A 15,927-nucleotide genomic window follows, 5' to 3' on the forward strand; every position below is an offset into this window, starting at 1 on the left:
ATTTTTTTACTGAATCTTTGGCTCTGTTCAAGTCTGTTGTTATTTTTTGGATTTCTAAAAATTCTACTCTTGTTTTAATCGTTCTAGCATATTCCCTGTGAAACAGAATGTAGAGTATCGCCGTTTTTCTTCAATTCTTGATAGCAAAAACAACCGGTCAGATGATCGTTCACCATGCCGACCGCCTGCATAAATGCATAGCAGATTGTTTCGCCGACAAATTTAAACCCATGTTGTTTCAAAGCCTTACTCATTTGCCGTGAGATCGCGCTCGAGGCGGGAATTTCGCTCAACTTTTCAAAACCATGCTGCTGTGGTTTATTGCCGACAAATCCCCAGAGAAAATCTGAGAAAGATTGTTCAGCAGATAAGCGGAGATAGCTTCGCGCATTGTTAATGATCGCTTCGATTTTTCGTCGATTGCGGATGATTCCAACGTTCTGCATCAGTTTCTCGACATCTTTTTCCGTGAAGGCTGCAATTTTTTCCGGATCAAAAGCTGCAAATGCTTGTCGGTAAGCCTCGCGGCGCTTCAAAATTGTAATCCAGCTCAGCCCGGCCTGCATGCCTTCGAGACAAAGCATTTCAAACAAACGGCGCGTGTCGTAAACAGGTCGTCCCCACTCTGTATCATGGTAGACTAGATAGATTGGATCCTGTGTCAGCCAGCCACAGCGAATCAATTGTTCTGGATTATTTTCTGTCACTCACTAATCCTCCCATCGTCGGAATGGACAATTTCCGTTTTAAAAATTGCTGCCATCTGTTTTAAAAAAAGTTCATGTTGACCAGTGAATGTCGCCATCCCTGTAGCATGGGCAATCGTTCGATACCCGCGCGAATAAGCACCATAAGCAGTCAGAAAATCGCAAATGTCGGTACAGACCCCCGTTAAATGGACAGCCGTTACATGGTGAACACGTAAAATCTGATCAAGATTTGTACCAATAAAGGCGTCATATTCCGGCTTTGGCAAGAAGAGCACGTTTGGCTCGGAATGGTGCTGTTTGTACCACTCACCAAGCGGTCCCCAGAGTTCCGCTCCCCAGCTGCCTTTAATATTATGTGGCGGCCACAGTTTGAAATGAGGGTCGTTTGTCTCATGCGCATCCATGCAAAAAATGATCAGTTTTCCTTCATTGTGAAATTGATCCACCAAGTCACATAAATAGGGTACGATTTGCTGAGCCGCTTTCCCTGCGGTTAAGCCGCCTTTGTCAGCAACAAAATCATTGCTCATATCGATGACCAATAATGCCTCTTTTTCTTCAGCCATTGCTGCATCCCCTCCCTTTTCTTTTGCTATTATCTCACAATTCTGCATAAACACTGCATTTTTGCGTATTTTTTCGCAAGCAGATGATTTGCAAGACCCGCGTGATTTGTTAAAATGAGTGAATAATTGTAATCACGTATCCGAGGAGATGTTCCCTGTTGAAAGCACTCACTTCCGAAGCACAATTTAACACAGCGATTAACAGTCCAGAAACCATTATCGTCAAATTCGAAACAACATGGTGTCCGGACTGCAAACGCCTGAATATGTATGTCGACGAGCTAGTCCAAGCATTTGACTTCAACTGGTATTCCGCCGATCGCGATCAGTTGCCGCAATTAGGCGAAAAGTATGATGTTCTCGGCATTCCAAGCCTGCTTGCGTTTAAGAATGGTGAGAAAATCGGTCATCTTCGTGCTGATAATAAAACACAGGATGAAATCAAAAGTTATTTGGCAGAACTTGAACACTGAACATTGACAAATAAGGGAAATGTCAGGCTATACGATTTATTGTAAATGAGAAGAGGGTGTCCCAAAAGTCTTTCGACTTTAAGACACCCTTTTTCTATCGATGCGTGTCAATCAGGAGTCTGGTGCGCATATGGTTCCCAACAGACAGTCACACGCACGCAATGCTTCGTGCGCAGTAAACTTATCGCAACCCAAACACAATCATTCTATTCGTTTTTCATGCGTGCAATCCGAACGACATCCAGCAAAATTCTGTCCTTCCATCTGAATCGTTGCATGCTGAAGATTATAATCCCCAAGCAGTTCTTCAGCTTGATACAGCAGTTCATCACGATTAATATGATCGGTGACAGTTAAATGACAGCTCAAGGAGAAGAACCCGGAAGTAATTGTCCAGATATGCAGATCATGAACGCTGACAACACCAGACAAATTTGCCAGTGCCCCGCGAATTTCATCGACATTAAGTTCTGAAGGCCGGCTTTCCATCAATATATTGATAGACTCACTGACAATCTGCCATCCGCTTCGAAAGATAAGCAGTGACACAAGGATACTTGCCGCTGGATCAGCATATTGCCATCCTGTAGCAATGATTATCAATGCTGCTGCTATCGCCCCTGCAGAACCGAGTAAATCACCGAGCACATGCAGCAAAGCACTTCTGATATTCAGGTTTTTTTTCGATTCCCCGCGCATTAAAATGGCTGCGACAATCAGGTTGACGATGAAGCCAATTACAGCAATCAGCAGCATCTCACTGCCCATGATCGGTGCCGGATGACGAAGCCGGAGCAGCGCCTCAATTACGATCCAAGCAGAGATAACCAATAACAGGACACCATTAAAAAGCGCAGCAAGAATTTCAAAACGTCGATAGCCGAATGTCTTGATGCTATTCGCTGGTACCCGCGCACCAACTGCCATTGCCACAAAACTCAAGCCCAGTGAGATTGAATCGCTTAACATATGACCAGAATCCGACAGAAGCGTTAAGCTGTGTGTTAACAAGCCGCCAACAAATTCAACAATCATAAATCCCGTAATTAAAAAGAAACTGAAAAGAAGTGCGCCGCGACTTGTCGCTGAATCAGGCGAATGCTGGCTGTGGTTATGCCTTAATTCATGTTCATCATTAAATTTGTGTGCTTCTTCTTTTTGAATCATAAAAACCACCCGATAGACAGTATCTTTAAATAGCCAACATATGAGCAATCATTCATATGTTAAATATGAGCGATTAAATGCGAAATGTCAAGCATTGCTGTTTAATTCCGCTATTGATTGAAGACCTGTCATTTTTGTGCCATTCCCCAGCACGGACTTCCTTTCCGTTCGAACAATCAAAGGGCTTTAATAGGGAACCAATCAATCTTTTTTCATCAGTCGTTCACAAGCTTGACTCTGCTTTGGTATACTGAGTGAAGCTGAAAAAATAATAACAATGGGGGCGAAACGGGCATGACTTTTCTCGGCATCCATCACAGTGCAATTATCTGTTCCGATTATCAGCGTTCGAAACGTTTTTATACGGAAATTCTTGGTTTCACAATCATTCATGAGGTATATCGAGAAGCGCGTCAATCCTATAAATTGGATCTCGCGATCGGTGATGATAATGGCGGGCAGATCGAATTGTTTTCTTTTCCGTCTCCACCGGAACGACCGTCGCATCCGGAAGCCTGCGGTCTGCGCCATTTGGCGTTTCGCGTCGCATCTGTCAAAGAGACGGTCAAAGAGTTGGAACGCAATGGCGTCGCTGTCGAGCCCGTACGTCAGGATCCGTATACAAGTAAGCTTTTTACTTTTTTTCAGGATCCCGACGGTCTACCACTTGAAATCTATCAGCAGTAAAAAGTGAAAAGGTAACTATCTGAGAGGAGCGGAACGATGAGTATCCACATTGAAGCAAAGGAAGGGCAAATTGCCGAAACCATTCTCCTTCCCGGCGACCCACTGCGGGCCAAATATATTGCCGAAACTTATTTGGAAAACGCTGAGCCATACAATCATGTGCGCGGTATGCTCGGTTATACAGGAACTTATAAGGGCAAAAGAATCTCTGTTCAAGGGACAGGCATGGGGATTCCATCCATTTCTATTTACGTAAATGAATTAATTCGTGATTACGGTGTAAAAAATTTAATCCGCGTCGGTACTTGCGGAGGCATTCAAAAGGACATTCATGTACGCGATGTCGTTTTAGCGATGTCGGCCACTACAGACTCAGCAATCAATCACCTGACATTCCCAAATATTGATTTTGCACCGACCGCTGATTTCGGTTTGCTGCACAAAGCCTATTCGATTGGAGAACGAATGGGAACGAGTATGCGTGTTGGTAGCATTTTATCTGCGGACGCCTTTTATCGGGACAGCATGGATTTGATGAAAAAGCTCGCTGGATATGGTGTATTAGCTGTTGAGATGGAAACGACCGCGCTCTATACATTAGCCGCAAAATACGGCGTTCATGCATTAACTATCTTAACAGTGAGTGATCATGTTTTTACTGGCGAAGACACGACTTCTGCGGAACGTGAAAAAACATTCGACGAGATGATTCAAATTGCGCTGACTACGGCGATCCAATAAAATTCATCTTGAAGCTAAGGCTATCGACAGACGATTTGTCTCGATCTGCCGAGAGCTATTTATAGGCTAAAAAATAGAGCGGATCAATATGATCCAGCTCTATTTTTTTCACTTTAGGAATTGATAAGATTTCTGAGTGATAAAGAGGAGATGAACCAGGCTATGCCTGGTCTTTATCTTGCAACAAATGCGCTTCGCCTGCTCGTTTGCCGCGGGCGTCTCACACATTGCCTTTAGATCAGAAAACAACATTAAATTGAAACATAGCTTATCTCTTAAAAAAATTTCATTCTTTTCTCTTTTATAAAAAACGAAGGGTCTCCCATCATCCTGGGATCTGGCAAAGCCAGGTTCTTTTTAATGCTTTTTTATCCAGTCATCAATGATCGGTCGGTGATTTTTCAGCAGTGTAAGCTGCTCCCTGCACTCATGAACATCAAGAAATGAATAATCAGCGGATTCTTCTGGATCAACCCGCATTTGCCCATGGAACGACTGTGTGCTGTAGACGATAATAATTGGATAATAACAATCCCCATTGGCCGCAGTGGCCATCGCACCAGAATAAACACCAAATAATTGCAAATTATCAATAGTCAGTCCGGTCTCTTCACGAACCTCCCGAATTGCTGTTTCTTCTGCTGATTCGCCCAGCTCCATTAAGCCACCTGGCAGCCCCCATGTATTCTGAGGATGCCTGCGCTTTTGCAGCAGAATGCCACGACCCTCATTTTCAAGAATGACAGCTGCGCCAGGCAGCAGCAAGGGTTGGTGACCAATAGAACGTCTCAAATTTTCAATATAGCCCACTGAATAACCTTCTTTGTCTCCGTTTTCCGCAGATTAGCCATGTCGACGTAACTGGAACAACTGGTAAATCCGCGTAACTATCACCTTACAGACCGCATAGACAGGGATAGCGAGTAGCATTCCAATAATTCCTGCAAGATTTCCGGCAACAAGCAGAATGCAGATAATTGTCAGCGGATGAAGGTCTAGTTTTCTGCCCATGACAAGCGGTGAAATCACATTGCCTTCAATCTGCTGCACAACGATGACACCGACAATCACATAAATAGCCAACACTGGATCCTGAATGAAAGCCACAATGACTGCTGGAATGGTCGCAATAAACGAGCCGATAAACGGAATCACATTCGTAAACAAAATAACCAGTGCAAGCACCAAGGAATAATTTAAATGGATCACTGTATACCAAATGAAAATGAATACAAAATCAAAGAGAAGAACAATCATTTGCCCTTGGATATAACCGCTGAGTGCCTGATCCATATCTCGCAGTATTTCCATTCCTTTTTCTCTATGTTCCTCAGGAATAAACTTAATCATTCCGCGTGCCATCTTCTCGCCATCTTTTAATAGATAGAAGAGGATAAAAGGAACAGTTACTGCGATTAAAACGGTACCGGTGATCGACTGAATGATTGATAAAATATTGTTACCAATCGAAGTCGTCATTTGGGTGAAATTTTTCGAAAATCGATTGGTGAAATCTGTATAGGAAATATCATTTAAGTGCATCCGCACAAAGAGTTTGCTGTTCTGAAAATCATTTAACTGCTGACCAAGTTGCTTTATGAGATGCGGCATACTATTAATGAGTGAAAGCACTTGGTTATAAAGCTGCGGTCCGAGCCAGAAAATGAGCGCTGCAAGCAAACTGAGAACAATCAAATAAATAATCACGATTGCCACAACTTTTGGTATCCGCAGGCGGCATAAGCCGCGAACAAGTGGCCGCAGAAGGTAGTAAAAAAGTACAGCAATAATTAATGGAGCAGCTAAACTCGTCAATACAACACCGATCGGCGCGAGAATAAATGTGAGTTTGGAAGCGACTAATAGAATAATAAGAATTAATAAGATCCAAATGGAAAATTTAAAATACTTTGATTGCGGCATAATCGCTCCCCACTCCCTCCGATGAAATAATCCTTCGAAGCACTAATTTTTGATTAACGATGCAATTGTTCCCGTGCACCCCTACTCGACTTTTGTTCATACCCTTTCATTTTAACCGAATCACTCGAATCGATCCATTGTATTTCTTATCTTACAGATACTGTAAAATACGAAGCACATGATTTCCACGAAGACAGCAAGAACTAAAGGAGTAGCTACTCTATTAAATATATACCACCCATTCCAATCCATTCCGTAAAATAATAAAGCTGTCTCACACCGCTTGCTGGCAGGTGAAACAGCTAAATTTTCCATCGATTGATAAACTAATTTCGTCCATTGTTACAAAACGAGCTTAAACGGTGCCTCAAGATAGTTTTTGATTGTTTTCAAAAATTCTGCTGCCTGAGCGCCGTCTACCACTCGGTGATCAAATGTTAGACTTAGCGGTAGCATGCTGCGCCGTTCAAGTGATTCACCAACATACACCGGCTGATCAGTAATTTGGCCGACACCGAGAATTCCCGTTTCTGGTGGGTTAAGAACCGGTGTGAAAAATCCAACGCCGTAAGTTCCTAGAGAAGTCACCGTAAATGTGGAACCACTCAGCTGCAAAGCATTCATCTGTCCAGAACGCGCAGCTTTACTTGCCTTGCGAATTTCACGTGAGAGAACACTTAACGATTTCTTATCCGCATCTTTAATCACCGGGACTACAAGCCCCTCATCCAATGCAACCGCAACGCCAAGATGGACATCCGCGAATTCCGTAATCGTGTCGTTCTCAAGCAGACTGTTCATTTTTTTATGTTCCAAAAGCGATTGAATGACTGCTTTTGCGATAAAATCAGTGACTGTTAATCGGACTTCATCGTCGATTGGATACGCGGCACGCGCCTGTTTCTGAAAAGCAAGCAACGCTGTGACATCCGCAGTTGTCTGTAAGGTCAGTTGCGCACTTTCCTGCAAACTGCTGTACATCCGAGCAGCGATTACTTTACGCATGCCACTCATTTTCCTACTCGTACCGCCAGTCAAAGCAACGGATGCTATTTCCGTTTGCGGTTGACTGGTCGACTTTTCGGCCTTCAAAGACGTAGTCAATTGTTCCGCGGCCTTCTCATCCGCACGATCCTTTACCGCCAAAGCGACATCTGCTTTCGTAATTCGCCCGAGCGGACCCGTACCTGTCACTACGCTCAGATCGATAGCCTCCGCTTTGGCCAATCTTCTCGCTGCAGGCGAAATACGCAGACGCGCGACAGGCGCAGCTTCTTTTTCTACTTCTACTTTTACGGCTGGTTTCAGCGTGTCCTGCACAGAAGCAACAGGCGCAGGAGCCACTTCCTGTGTATTTTCAGTGGGAATAGCCTCCCCGGCTTGACCGATATAGCCAAGCGCTTTGCCTATCGCCACAACGTCATCTGCCTCAGCTTCAATGTCAAGTAAAATTCCGTCTTCTGGTGCTTCAATCTCTTTTTCGATTTTATCGGAACTGATTGAAACAACAGATTCGCCTTTTTTTACTGTGTCTCCTTTACTTTTCAGCCATTCGACAACAGTACCCTCGGACATGCCCATCCCCATTTTAGGCATAATGATTTCTGTAGCCATACCATTTCCTCCCTTCATAAGAAAAACAGGCTACGCCTGGTCTTTATTTGTATCAATTGCGCTTCGGCTGCTCGCTTGCCGCGGGCGATCCGTGAGCCTCCTCAGACAGTCTAGAATCTGCGGGGTCTCACTTGGCTCGCTTTTCCCGCAGGCGTCTCGCACCTTCGCTCCATTTTATGCTTTCTTATCTTTTAAGAAAACAGGTTACGCCTGGTCTTTATTTGTATCCATTGCGCTTCGGCTGCTCGCTTGCCGCGGGCGATCCGTGAGCCTCCTCAGACAGTCTAGAATCTGCGGGGTCTCACTTGGCTCGCTTCTCCCGCAGGCGTCTCGCACTTTCGCTCCATTTTATGCTTTCTTATCTTTTAAGAAAACAGGCTACGCCTGGTCTTTATTTGTATCCATTGCGCTTCGGCTGCTCGCTTGCCGCGGGCGATCCGTGAGCCTCCTCAGACAGTCTAGAATCTGCGGGGTCTCACTTGGCTCGCTTCTCCCGCAGGCGTCTCGCACTTTCGCTCCATTTTATGCTTTCTTATCTTTTAAGAAAACAGGCTACGCCTGGTCTTTATTTGTATCAATTGCGCTTCGGCGCTTGCCGCGGGCGATCCGTGAGCCTCCTCGTACAAGCAAAAGTCTGTTACTTTCTTTATTTATGAAAGAACGACTCTGCTGAATAAACCGGGTAAAAGTTTATACAGTTGTAAAAACACGATCCCCAACCATCGTTTGAAAGGCTGCGAGAATTTTCTCCGGTGACGGCATATAAATTTTCTCCAGTGCAGGAGAAAATGGAACAGGGCTATGCGGCGCAGTAACCCGTTTAATTGGCGCATCAAGATAATCAAAAGCTTTATCACCGACGATTGCGGCTATATCCGTCGCAGCACTGCAGCGCGGATATGCCTCATCAACGATAATCAACCGTCCCGTTTTCTTTACCGATTCAATGATTGTTCCTTCATCTAGTGGCGAAAGTGTACGCGGGTCAATAACTTCAGCCTCAAAGCCTTTTTTTGCCAATTGGTCAGCCGCTTTCATCGCTGTAAAGACCTGCTTGCCAATACCGACAATAGTCAGATCGGAGCCTTTGCGTTTAATCTCCGCCTTGCCAAATGGAATCGTATAGAAACCTTCACCAACTTCACCTTTCATTGAATAAAGGGTTTTATCTTCAAAAACGATGACTGGATCATCATCGAAAATTGCCTGAAGCAAGAGCCCTTTCATGTCGTATGGATTGCTCGGCACAACAACCTTGAGACCCGGAATGTGTGTAAAAATGGCATACAGGCTCTGCGAATGCTGCGCTGCCGCATTGAATCCAGCACCGTCAATCGTCCGGATAGTTAGCGGCACTTTTGCTTTTCCGCCAAACATATAATGGAATTTAGCCGCTTGATTCATTACTTCGTCAAGACAGCTGCCGATAAAGTCATTAAACATCAGTTCAGCAATTGGCCGCAGTCCGGTTGCCGCCGCGGAAACGGCAGCCCCCATATACCCTGCCTCGGCGATCGGCGTATCGATTACACGATCTCGACCGAATTCCTCAACAATTCCCTTCGTAACACCGAAAACGCCTCCCCATGCGCCTTGATCCTGAAGATGATCGACTTCAGCACCTCCAGCAACGTCTTCGCCGATCAAAATAACGTTCTCGTCTTTGCGCATCGCCTGGCGAACAGCGTCGTTTATCGCTTCTGAATAAGACATTTTGACTGACATCTTTCTCACCTCCGAATGATTTGAACACATTCAATAAGAAACATATACATCGGTTGTTGTCTCTGAGCGGTCCGGGAACGGACTGTCCTCACTGAATTGAATGGCATGTGCCACCGCGTCTTGCACTTGGCTATCAATGGCACTGATCTCCTCATCTGTAAGGAGTTTAGTGTTTTTCACGGCGTTCTGGAATCGAAGAATACAATCATCTTCAGCGATCGCCTTTTCTTGTACTTCTTTATCTTTATAAGTCTGAGTATCGCCTTCGAAGTGCCCATAATCTCTGTAGGTCAGGCATTCGAGAATCGTTGGCCCTTCACCTTTGCGCGCGCGATCAACCGCCTTGCCGGCGGCTTCATATACAGCCATCAGATCGCGGCCATCAACTGTATCACCGGCAATCTTGTATACTTTTGCAAAATCAGATATGCGATCAGCCGCGGCAGCATAGTCAAAAGTAGATGCTTCGCCGAAACCATTATTCTCGCACACAAAAATAACAGGCAATTTCCAAATGGCAGCCATGTTTACCGCTTCATGGAACGTTCCGTGATTGCTTGCACCATCGCCAAAAAAACAAACCGCTACATTATCCGTTTTCTTGACTTTCGCCGTCAATCCCGCACCGATAGCAAGCGGCAATCCAGCGCCAACAATACCATTCGCACCGAGCATTCCCTTGGAAACATCGGCAATATGCATGGATCCGCCTTTACCTTTGCACAACCCTGTAGCACGTCCAAAAATTTCCGCCATCATGCCATCCAAATCACAACCCTTGGCGATGCAGTGACCATGACCGCGGTGTGTACTTGTGATCTTGTCATCATCGGTCAAATGTGCGCAAACACCCACAGCAACTGCTTCTTCTCCAGCATAGAGATGAACAAACCCGGGGATTTCACCTTTTTCGAAAATTTCATGAACGGCGTTTTCAAACTGGCGAATCTCCTGCATTTTCTGGTAAATCCACTTGGCTTTGTCAACAGTCATCTCTTTGTAGGAAGTTTCTGTTCCAGCTTGCATGATGATTCCTCCCATCGTTTACCGCCTGATTCAATTTCTCAGCATGGTGTGTAAGCGGTTTCTTACGTATTTATCTTAATTCTGCTCTTTACTCATTGCAAGAAATAAGCCTTGAAATTGTGACATTTGTTACAAATGAATCAGCTAATAAACACCTTTGAAATGGGGGAATAAGAACAAGTTATAGGTATGAACAAAATGTGATTTTTGAAAAGGCTTTCAAAAATAAATGAATATTTTTAATATTTAGTTGTTAAATTTGCTGACATCTTATGTTATACTAGTTCCATCATAAACGAGGGGAGAATTCATTTAATGAAAGCAACTGCAGACGCAATTACTTTAAGCTTGGATTCATTATGGATTTTGATCGCAGCAATCTTAGTTATTTTTATGCAAGCCGGTTTTGCCTTCCTTGAATCAGGCTCGCTTCGTAGTAAAAACGCGGGGCATATCACTGGGAAACAGATTATCACCCTGGCGATTTCTTCAATTGCCTTTTGGGCTTTCGGTTACGGTATCGCATTTGGAAAAGGCAATGACTTCGTCGGTACATCATCGTTTTTTCTAAGCGGTGTGCCAAGTGGTCATGACTCAATCTTCTTCTTATTCCAATTGGCCTTTGCCGCTGTATCATTGGCCATTGCATGGGGCGGTTTTGCAGAACGCGCCAAATTGTCTGTATATTTTATTTTTGGTACTTTATTCGTTATTTTTATCTATCCGGTTGTTGGTCACTGGGTATGGGGCGGCGGCTGGTTGAGCAAACTCGGCATGCAGGACTTCGCCGGTTCAACCGTTGTCCATCTTCAAGGTGCAACTGCCGCTCTCGTTGCAACATTGCTTCTTGGTAAACGAATTGGCAAATTTAAAGACGGCAAGCCAGTAGCAATTCCAGCACATAATATTCCATTCGTATTCCTTGGTACATTTATTCTCTGGCTTGGCTGGTTCGGTTTCAACGCAGGAAGCACGGTTTCAACGGGTGCTGTCACAGAAGGTTACGGTCAGTTCTTCGGTTATGTTGCTCTGACAACTAACCTGGCTGCTGCTGGCGGCGCACTTGGCGCTTTGTTCACTGCCATGATTTTGTCTAAAAAAGCAGATATCGGTGCAATGTGCAATGGCGTTCTCGCCGCACTTGTTGCTATCACTGCTTCTTGTGCATTCGTTGAACCTTGGGCAGCAATCGTTATCGGCGCATTTGCTGGCGCGTTCACGTACTGGACTTCGATTTTCTTCGAAGCTAAAGGCCTTGATGATCCGATTTACGCTTTCTCTGTTCACGGTATTTCTGGTATCATTGGTACGCTTTCCACTGGTTTCTTTGCCGCTCCTGAACTTGTTAAAGTAGCTGGTGTCGGCAAACCAGGTTTGTTCTATGGTGGCGGATTCTACCAGCTTGGCGTTCAGACGCTTGGTGTCGCTGCAGCATTTGTTTTCGTACTTGTCGCATCATTCGTTATCCTCGGCATTATGAAAGCAACGATGGGTCTGCGTGTATCCCGTGAAGCTGAAATTGCTGGTCTCGATATCAGCGAACATGGTGCTTACGGATACGGAGAAATGGATGCAGAAGCTGTTGCCGCAGCTGAAGCAAAATAAGATTATCGAAACGCAAAAAATCCTGCCTTAATTGAGGCAGGATTTTTTTTGCCGACTGGAGAAAAAATATACGTTGTCAACAAATAAGAACTGGACAGTTTTGTCCAGTTCTTTCTTACAAGATAAGAAAGCACGAAAAATAGAGTGCAGGCGCGAGAAGCCGGAGCGCGACAGGGCGCAGCCAAGTTTTTCTAATACATTCTAAAAAGCACAAGATTCCTCAGATTGAGTCATAAGAAATGACGATCTAACAAAACGCCAGCTCCCCGTCACCGAGACTGGCGCTTTAATGAATAATGCCATAAATCACTGGCAAGTAGTGTTGGTCTAAATACAGCTCGTGCTTCATCAAGTAATGCCTTCTGACCCGCTTTCTGATACCTTGAACTCAAATGTGTCAGGATCAATGCTGAGACATTGGCTTCGAGCGCTTGTTGTGCCGCCTGAACCGACGTTGAATGATGATAATCATGGGCATGACGCGACTCATCGTGGCTGAATGTTGCTTCATGAATCATCAGATCAGCGTCCTGAGCAAGCGTGCGTACCGAAGCGCAAGGACGAGTATCACCGATCACAGCGATATGGCGTCCCTTTTTTTCGGGTCCAAGGAAAGGCGCTGTCGGTAGAATGCGTCCATCTGGTAACTTGACTTCCGTGGCCTCTTTAAACTGCTGATAAATCGGACCTTCCGGAATACCAAGTGCACGTATCTTATCAATCAGCAATTCTCCAGGTTGATTTTTTTCAATGAGCCGATAACCGAAGCATTGAATCCCGTGATCCAATTCACGTGCTTCAACTTTAAAATGCGAATTTTCGTAGATGATTCCCGGTTTCTCAATTTCAATGATTTTAACCGGATAGTGTAAATGCGTTTTGGAAACGTTTAGTGTTGTCTCAACAAACTGTTTTAATCCCACAGGACCAACGAGACAAAGCTCCTGATCCGCGCCTTGAAACGAACGACTGCCAAGCACGCCAGGCAAACCATAGATATGGTCGCCATGAAGATGGGTGATAAAAACAACAGATAGTTTTGGCAACCGCACCGATGTATACAGGATTTGACGCTGGGTGCCCTCTCCGCAGTCAAAAAGCCATAGCTCGCCATTATATTCTGGAAAACTGACGGCAAGCGAACTGACATTCCGCTCCTTTGCTGGCATGCCTGCTCCAGTTCCTAAAAAAGTAAAATCCATCACAGTCAATCCTTTTATCATTAATCTCTATCGTTATAAAGCTCATTCAAGCCATTTGCGCCACTTACTCGCTTAACAATGTTGATGCCGACTGGATCGAGCCCCTTCCGAATTGATCGTTTATCTGTTCGATCAGTTCGTATCGATGCTCTTCTTTCGCATCCTCTTTGTAGTGAAACAGGTCAAGCTGTTTGCTTGCTCCGGAAATCGGTTGAAATTCTGACAAGGTAATGCCCAAAAGGCGCACTTTCTGGCCATTCCAAATCAAACAAAACAATTTCCAAGCCGAATCAAGAATGGTTTCTTTGGCATAGAGCGGCTGGTTCAATGTGAACTGCTTTGATTGTGTCTTCCAATCCGAATACCGAATCACAAGAGTTAGTTCATAACTTGCCACATGTTCGCCTTTGACTTTTTTTTCAAGTTTGTCCGAAAGACCGTCTAATGTTTTTCTTATCGTTTCGATTAATCGGGTATCTTGAGGCAAAGTCACTGAATGGCCAATACTTTTGTATCGATCCCATGCATCAGGATCCACCGGACGTGCATCGATTCCATTTGCATGTTCCCATAATTTCAAGCCGTTCTGACCGTACCGCTGAAAAATGTCGCTCTGATCGCGATTAGCCAGTATTCCGATGGTAACGATTCCGATCCGCTTTAGCTTTTCTTCCGTCTTCTTTCCAACGCCGATCAAATTTCCAATCGGAAGCGGCCACATTTTTTCCTGGATATCTCGTTTTCTCAGGACAGTTAACCCAAGCGGTTTTTTCATATCCGAAGCCATCTTCGCTAGAAACTTATTCGGTGCAATGCCAATGCTGCAAGGCAATTTGAGTTTTGTCAAAATGTCTTGTTGCAACCGCTTAGCAAGTGCCAATGGGTGTTCGCCCGATGCCCGTTGACTCAGATCCATATAGCCTTCATCTATTGATGCTTTCTCAACCTGGTCTGTGTATTGCCGCAAAAGCTGAAAGAGCAGGTCTGATGTCTTTCGGTAGCAATCAAAATCAGGCGGCTTCACAATCAAATTAGGGCATATTTTTAGCGCCTCATGCACGGTCATCGTGGTACGAACACCTTGTCTCCGTGCCTCATAACTGCTTGTCACAATGATGCCGTGCCGCTCTGCCTCGTTACCTGCAATCGCAAGTGGCTTACCCCGCCATTCCGGATGATGTGCGCGTTCAACAGAGGCATAAAAGCTATTCATATCCACATGAAAAATAACACGTGCCCTTTTTTGTTGTGTCACATGCCCCTGCCCCCTCTTCAATCATTCAGGCATCCTTGCTCGATCAACGCCAGAACTAATTCACTAGCTTTGACTAATTCTGCTACTGGAAGTATTTCATCTATTGTATGTATCCGTTCAAATCCGACTGACAAATTAAGCATTGGCAAGCCGCGATCCGATAAAATATTGGCATCGCTCCCTCCGGATTTTTGCAACAAGCACGGCTGCCGATCAATGCGTCGTATGGCGGCCGTTGCAAACTGCACAACTGGATCTTCTTTTTTATAACTGTAGCCTGGATAAACCCAATGGATTTCAACAAGCGCACGACCGCCCCATTTAGTGGCTCTCTGTTCAATAATTATTCGAGTAGCTTGTAGCTGTCGTTTCAACTTATTGTTATCTACAGACTGTATCAAAAGAAGAATACGCACCCGATCATCCTGTCCGGCTGATGATCGCTCGCCTCCGAATTTAATGACTGAAGCTGTTGTTTCCGAGTCAATCCGTCCGAGCGACAATCCGGCGATCACCCGAGAAGCGAGAGTGATTGCTGTGAGCTCAGCCTGGACTTCTTTAGAAGCAGCTACTATATCAGCAATGAGAACCGCCTGGCCCCGAACTCTATGAATGATACCACCAACTGGACCATCGCCATCCAATGAAAAGCCGTAATCTGCTGTGATTCGACGCATATTTAGTGCTTTAGCACCGACAAGCCCTGATTCCTCTCCCGACGTTAGAACGATCTGAACTTCAGCATGTGGTAGATCCTTCTCACGAATCACCCGCAACGCTTCAAGAATGGCAGCGATAGCTGACTTGTCATCGGCACCGAGAATGGTTTCACCACGAGACACAAAGCAACCTCCATTAAGGACAGCCTGAATCGATCGTCCTGGCCGTCCTGTATCCATATGCGCGTTGAAAAGCACAGATTTCCCAGTATGGTTTCCTGGCAGGGTCGCTATCAGATTGCCTCCGGAATGGTCTTCAGCAATAGCCAAACCGATCGCGGCTAACTTTGTTTTCAGCGTTGCGGAAATGTCCGCCTCATCTCCCGTTTCTGAATCAATCGCCGTCAAATCAATAAACTCTTGAATCAACCGCGCTGCATTCACTGCATCAACCATTCGACTCTGTCCTTTTCCACTCATTGTTCTTTCATTCTACCACATTGATCGATGAAACTGCTGCGGATTGTTTATTGAAAAGTCTGTTGACAGATGCTTATAATAGAAGCAGACTGCC

15 protein-coding genes are annotated in these 15,927 nt (G+C 45.0%); 4 read left to right on the forward strand and 11 right to left on the reverse strand.

Features of this window, described 5'->3' with window-relative positions:
- Positions 1-83: 83 nt before the first annotated feature.
- Both JOC27_RS06395 and JOC27_RS06400 read right to left on the reverse strand, forming a co-directional pair.
- Positions 84-707, reverse strand: a complete 624-nt coding sequence (locus JOC27_RS06395) for a DNA-3-methyladenine glycosylase I (protein WP_338062779.1) — start codon at positions 705-707, stop codon at positions 84-86.
- Positions 704-1,276, reverse strand: coding sequence for a cysteine hydrolase family protein (locus JOC27_RS06400; RefSeq protein WP_205006181.1), 573 nt, complete (start codon positions 1,274-1,276; stop codon positions 704-706). Before JOC27_RS06400 ends, JOC27_RS06395 begins: the two co-directional genes overlap by 4 nt.
- 158 nt (positions 1,277-1,434) lie before the next feature.
- Between JOC27_RS06400 and JOC27_RS06405 the strand changes: the two genes are divergently transcribed.
- The gene (locus JOC27_RS06405; RefSeq protein WP_205006182.1) at positions 1,435-1,749 is read left to right on the forward strand and encodes a thioredoxin family protein; all 315 of its coding nucleotides are present in this window, start codon (positions 1,435-1,437) and stop codon (positions 1,747-1,749) included.
- A 201-nt stretch (positions 1,750-1,950) separates the two neighbouring features.
- On the opposite strand, the gene JOC27_RS06410 is transcribed toward JOC27_RS06405, so the two are convergent.
- The gene (locus tag JOC27_RS06410; RefSeq protein WP_205006183.1) at positions 1,951-2,916 is read right to left on the reverse strand and encodes a cation diffusion facilitator family transporter; all 966 of its coding nucleotides are present in this window, start codon (positions 2,914-2,916) and stop codon (positions 1,951-1,953) included.
- 294 nt (positions 2,917-3,210) lie between these two features.
- Here JOC27_RS06410 and gloA2 point away from each other — a divergent pair, with 294 nt between their 5' ends.
- Positions 3,211-3,603: an SMU1112c/YaeR family gloxylase I-like metalloprotein gene (gene gloA2 / locus JOC27_RS06415; protein WP_205006184.1), complete on the forward strand. Its 393-nt coding sequence runs from the start codon at positions 3,211-3,213 to the stop codon at positions 3,601-3,603.
- Between the two features lie 36 nt (positions 3,604-3,639).
- Positions 3,640-4,344 (forward strand): purine-nucleoside phosphorylase, encoded by a 705-nt coding sequence (gene deoD, locus JOC27_RS06420; RefSeq protein ID WP_205006185.1) that lies wholly within the window; start codon positions 3,640-3,642, stop codon positions 4,342-4,344.
- Positions 4,345-4,701: 357 nt separating this feature from the next.
- Here deoD and JOC27_RS06425 read toward each other — a convergent pair whose 3' ends face one another.
- From JOC27_RS06425 to JOC27_RS06445, 5 genes are all read right to left on the reverse strand, one after another.
- The gene (locus JOC27_RS06425) at positions 4,702-5,154 is read right to left on the reverse strand and encodes an NUDIX domain-containing protein (protein WP_205006186.1); all 453 of its coding nucleotides are present in this window, start codon (positions 5,152-5,154) and stop codon (positions 4,702-4,704) included.
- Between the two features lie 33 nt (positions 5,155-5,187).
- Positions 5,188-6,267, reverse strand: a complete 1,080-nt coding sequence (locus JOC27_RS06430) for an AI-2E family transporter (protein ID WP_205006187.1) — start codon at positions 6,265-6,267, stop codon at positions 5,188-5,190.
- 342 nt (positions 6,268-6,609) lie between these two features.
- Positions 6,610-7,881 carry a dihydrolipoamide acetyltransferase family protein gene (locus JOC27_RS06435; RefSeq protein ID WP_205006188.1) on the reverse strand — a complete coding sequence of 424 codons (1,272 nt, stop codon included), beginning with the start codon at positions 7,879-7,881 and terminating at the stop codon, positions 6,610-6,612.
- Between the two features lie 690 nt (positions 7,882-8,571).
- A complete protein-coding gene (locus JOC27_RS06440) occupies positions 8,572-9,606 on the reverse strand; it encodes an alpha-ketoacid dehydrogenase subunit beta (RefSeq protein ID WP_205006189.1) in 1,035 nt (344 codons plus the stop codon).
- Positions 9,607-9,636: 30 nt separating this feature from the next.
- Positions 9,637-10,632, reverse strand: coding sequence for a thiamine pyrophosphate-dependent dehydrogenase E1 component subunit alpha (locus JOC27_RS06445; RefSeq protein ID WP_205006190.1), 996 nt, complete (start codon positions 10,630-10,632; stop codon positions 9,637-9,639).
- Positions 10,633-10,947: 315 nt separating this feature from the next.
- Here JOC27_RS06445 and JOC27_RS06450 point away from each other — a divergent pair, with 315 nt between their 5' ends.
- Entirely contained in the window at positions 10,948-12,237 is a 1,290-nt protein-coding gene (locus JOC27_RS06450) for an ammonium transporter (protein WP_205006191.1), read from the forward strand.
- Positions 12,238-12,506: 269 nt separating this feature from the next.
- Here the strand turns inward: JOC27_RS06450 and rnz are convergent, their stop codons facing one another.
- The 3 genes from rnz to JOC27_RS06465 form a co-directional block, all read right to left on the reverse strand.
- The gene (rnz, locus tag JOC27_RS06455; RefSeq protein WP_205006192.1) at positions 12,507-13,439 is read right to left on the reverse strand and encodes a ribonuclease Z; all 933 of its coding nucleotides are present in this window, start codon (positions 13,437-13,439) and stop codon (positions 12,507-12,509) included.
- 64 nt (positions 13,440-13,503) lie between these two features.
- A complete protein-coding gene (locus JOC27_RS06460; RefSeq protein WP_338062780.1) occupies positions 13,504-14,694 on the reverse strand; it encodes a DNA polymerase IV in 1,191 nt (396 codons plus the stop codon).
- A gap of 17 nt (positions 14,695-14,711) precedes the next feature.
- Positions 14,712-15,833: a M20/M25/M40 family metallo-hydrolase gene (locus JOC27_RS06465; RefSeq protein ID WP_205006193.1), complete on the reverse strand. Its 1,122-nt coding sequence runs from the start codon at positions 15,831-15,833 to the stop codon at positions 14,712-14,714.
- Positions 15,834-15,927: the final 94 nt, after the last annotated feature.

The sequence above is a fragment of the Sporolactobacillus spathodeae genome (assembly GCF_016908935.1).
Taxonomy (GTDB): Bacteria; Bacillota; Bacilli; order Bacillales; family Sporolactobacillaceae; genus Sporolactobacillus; species Sporolactobacillus spathodeae.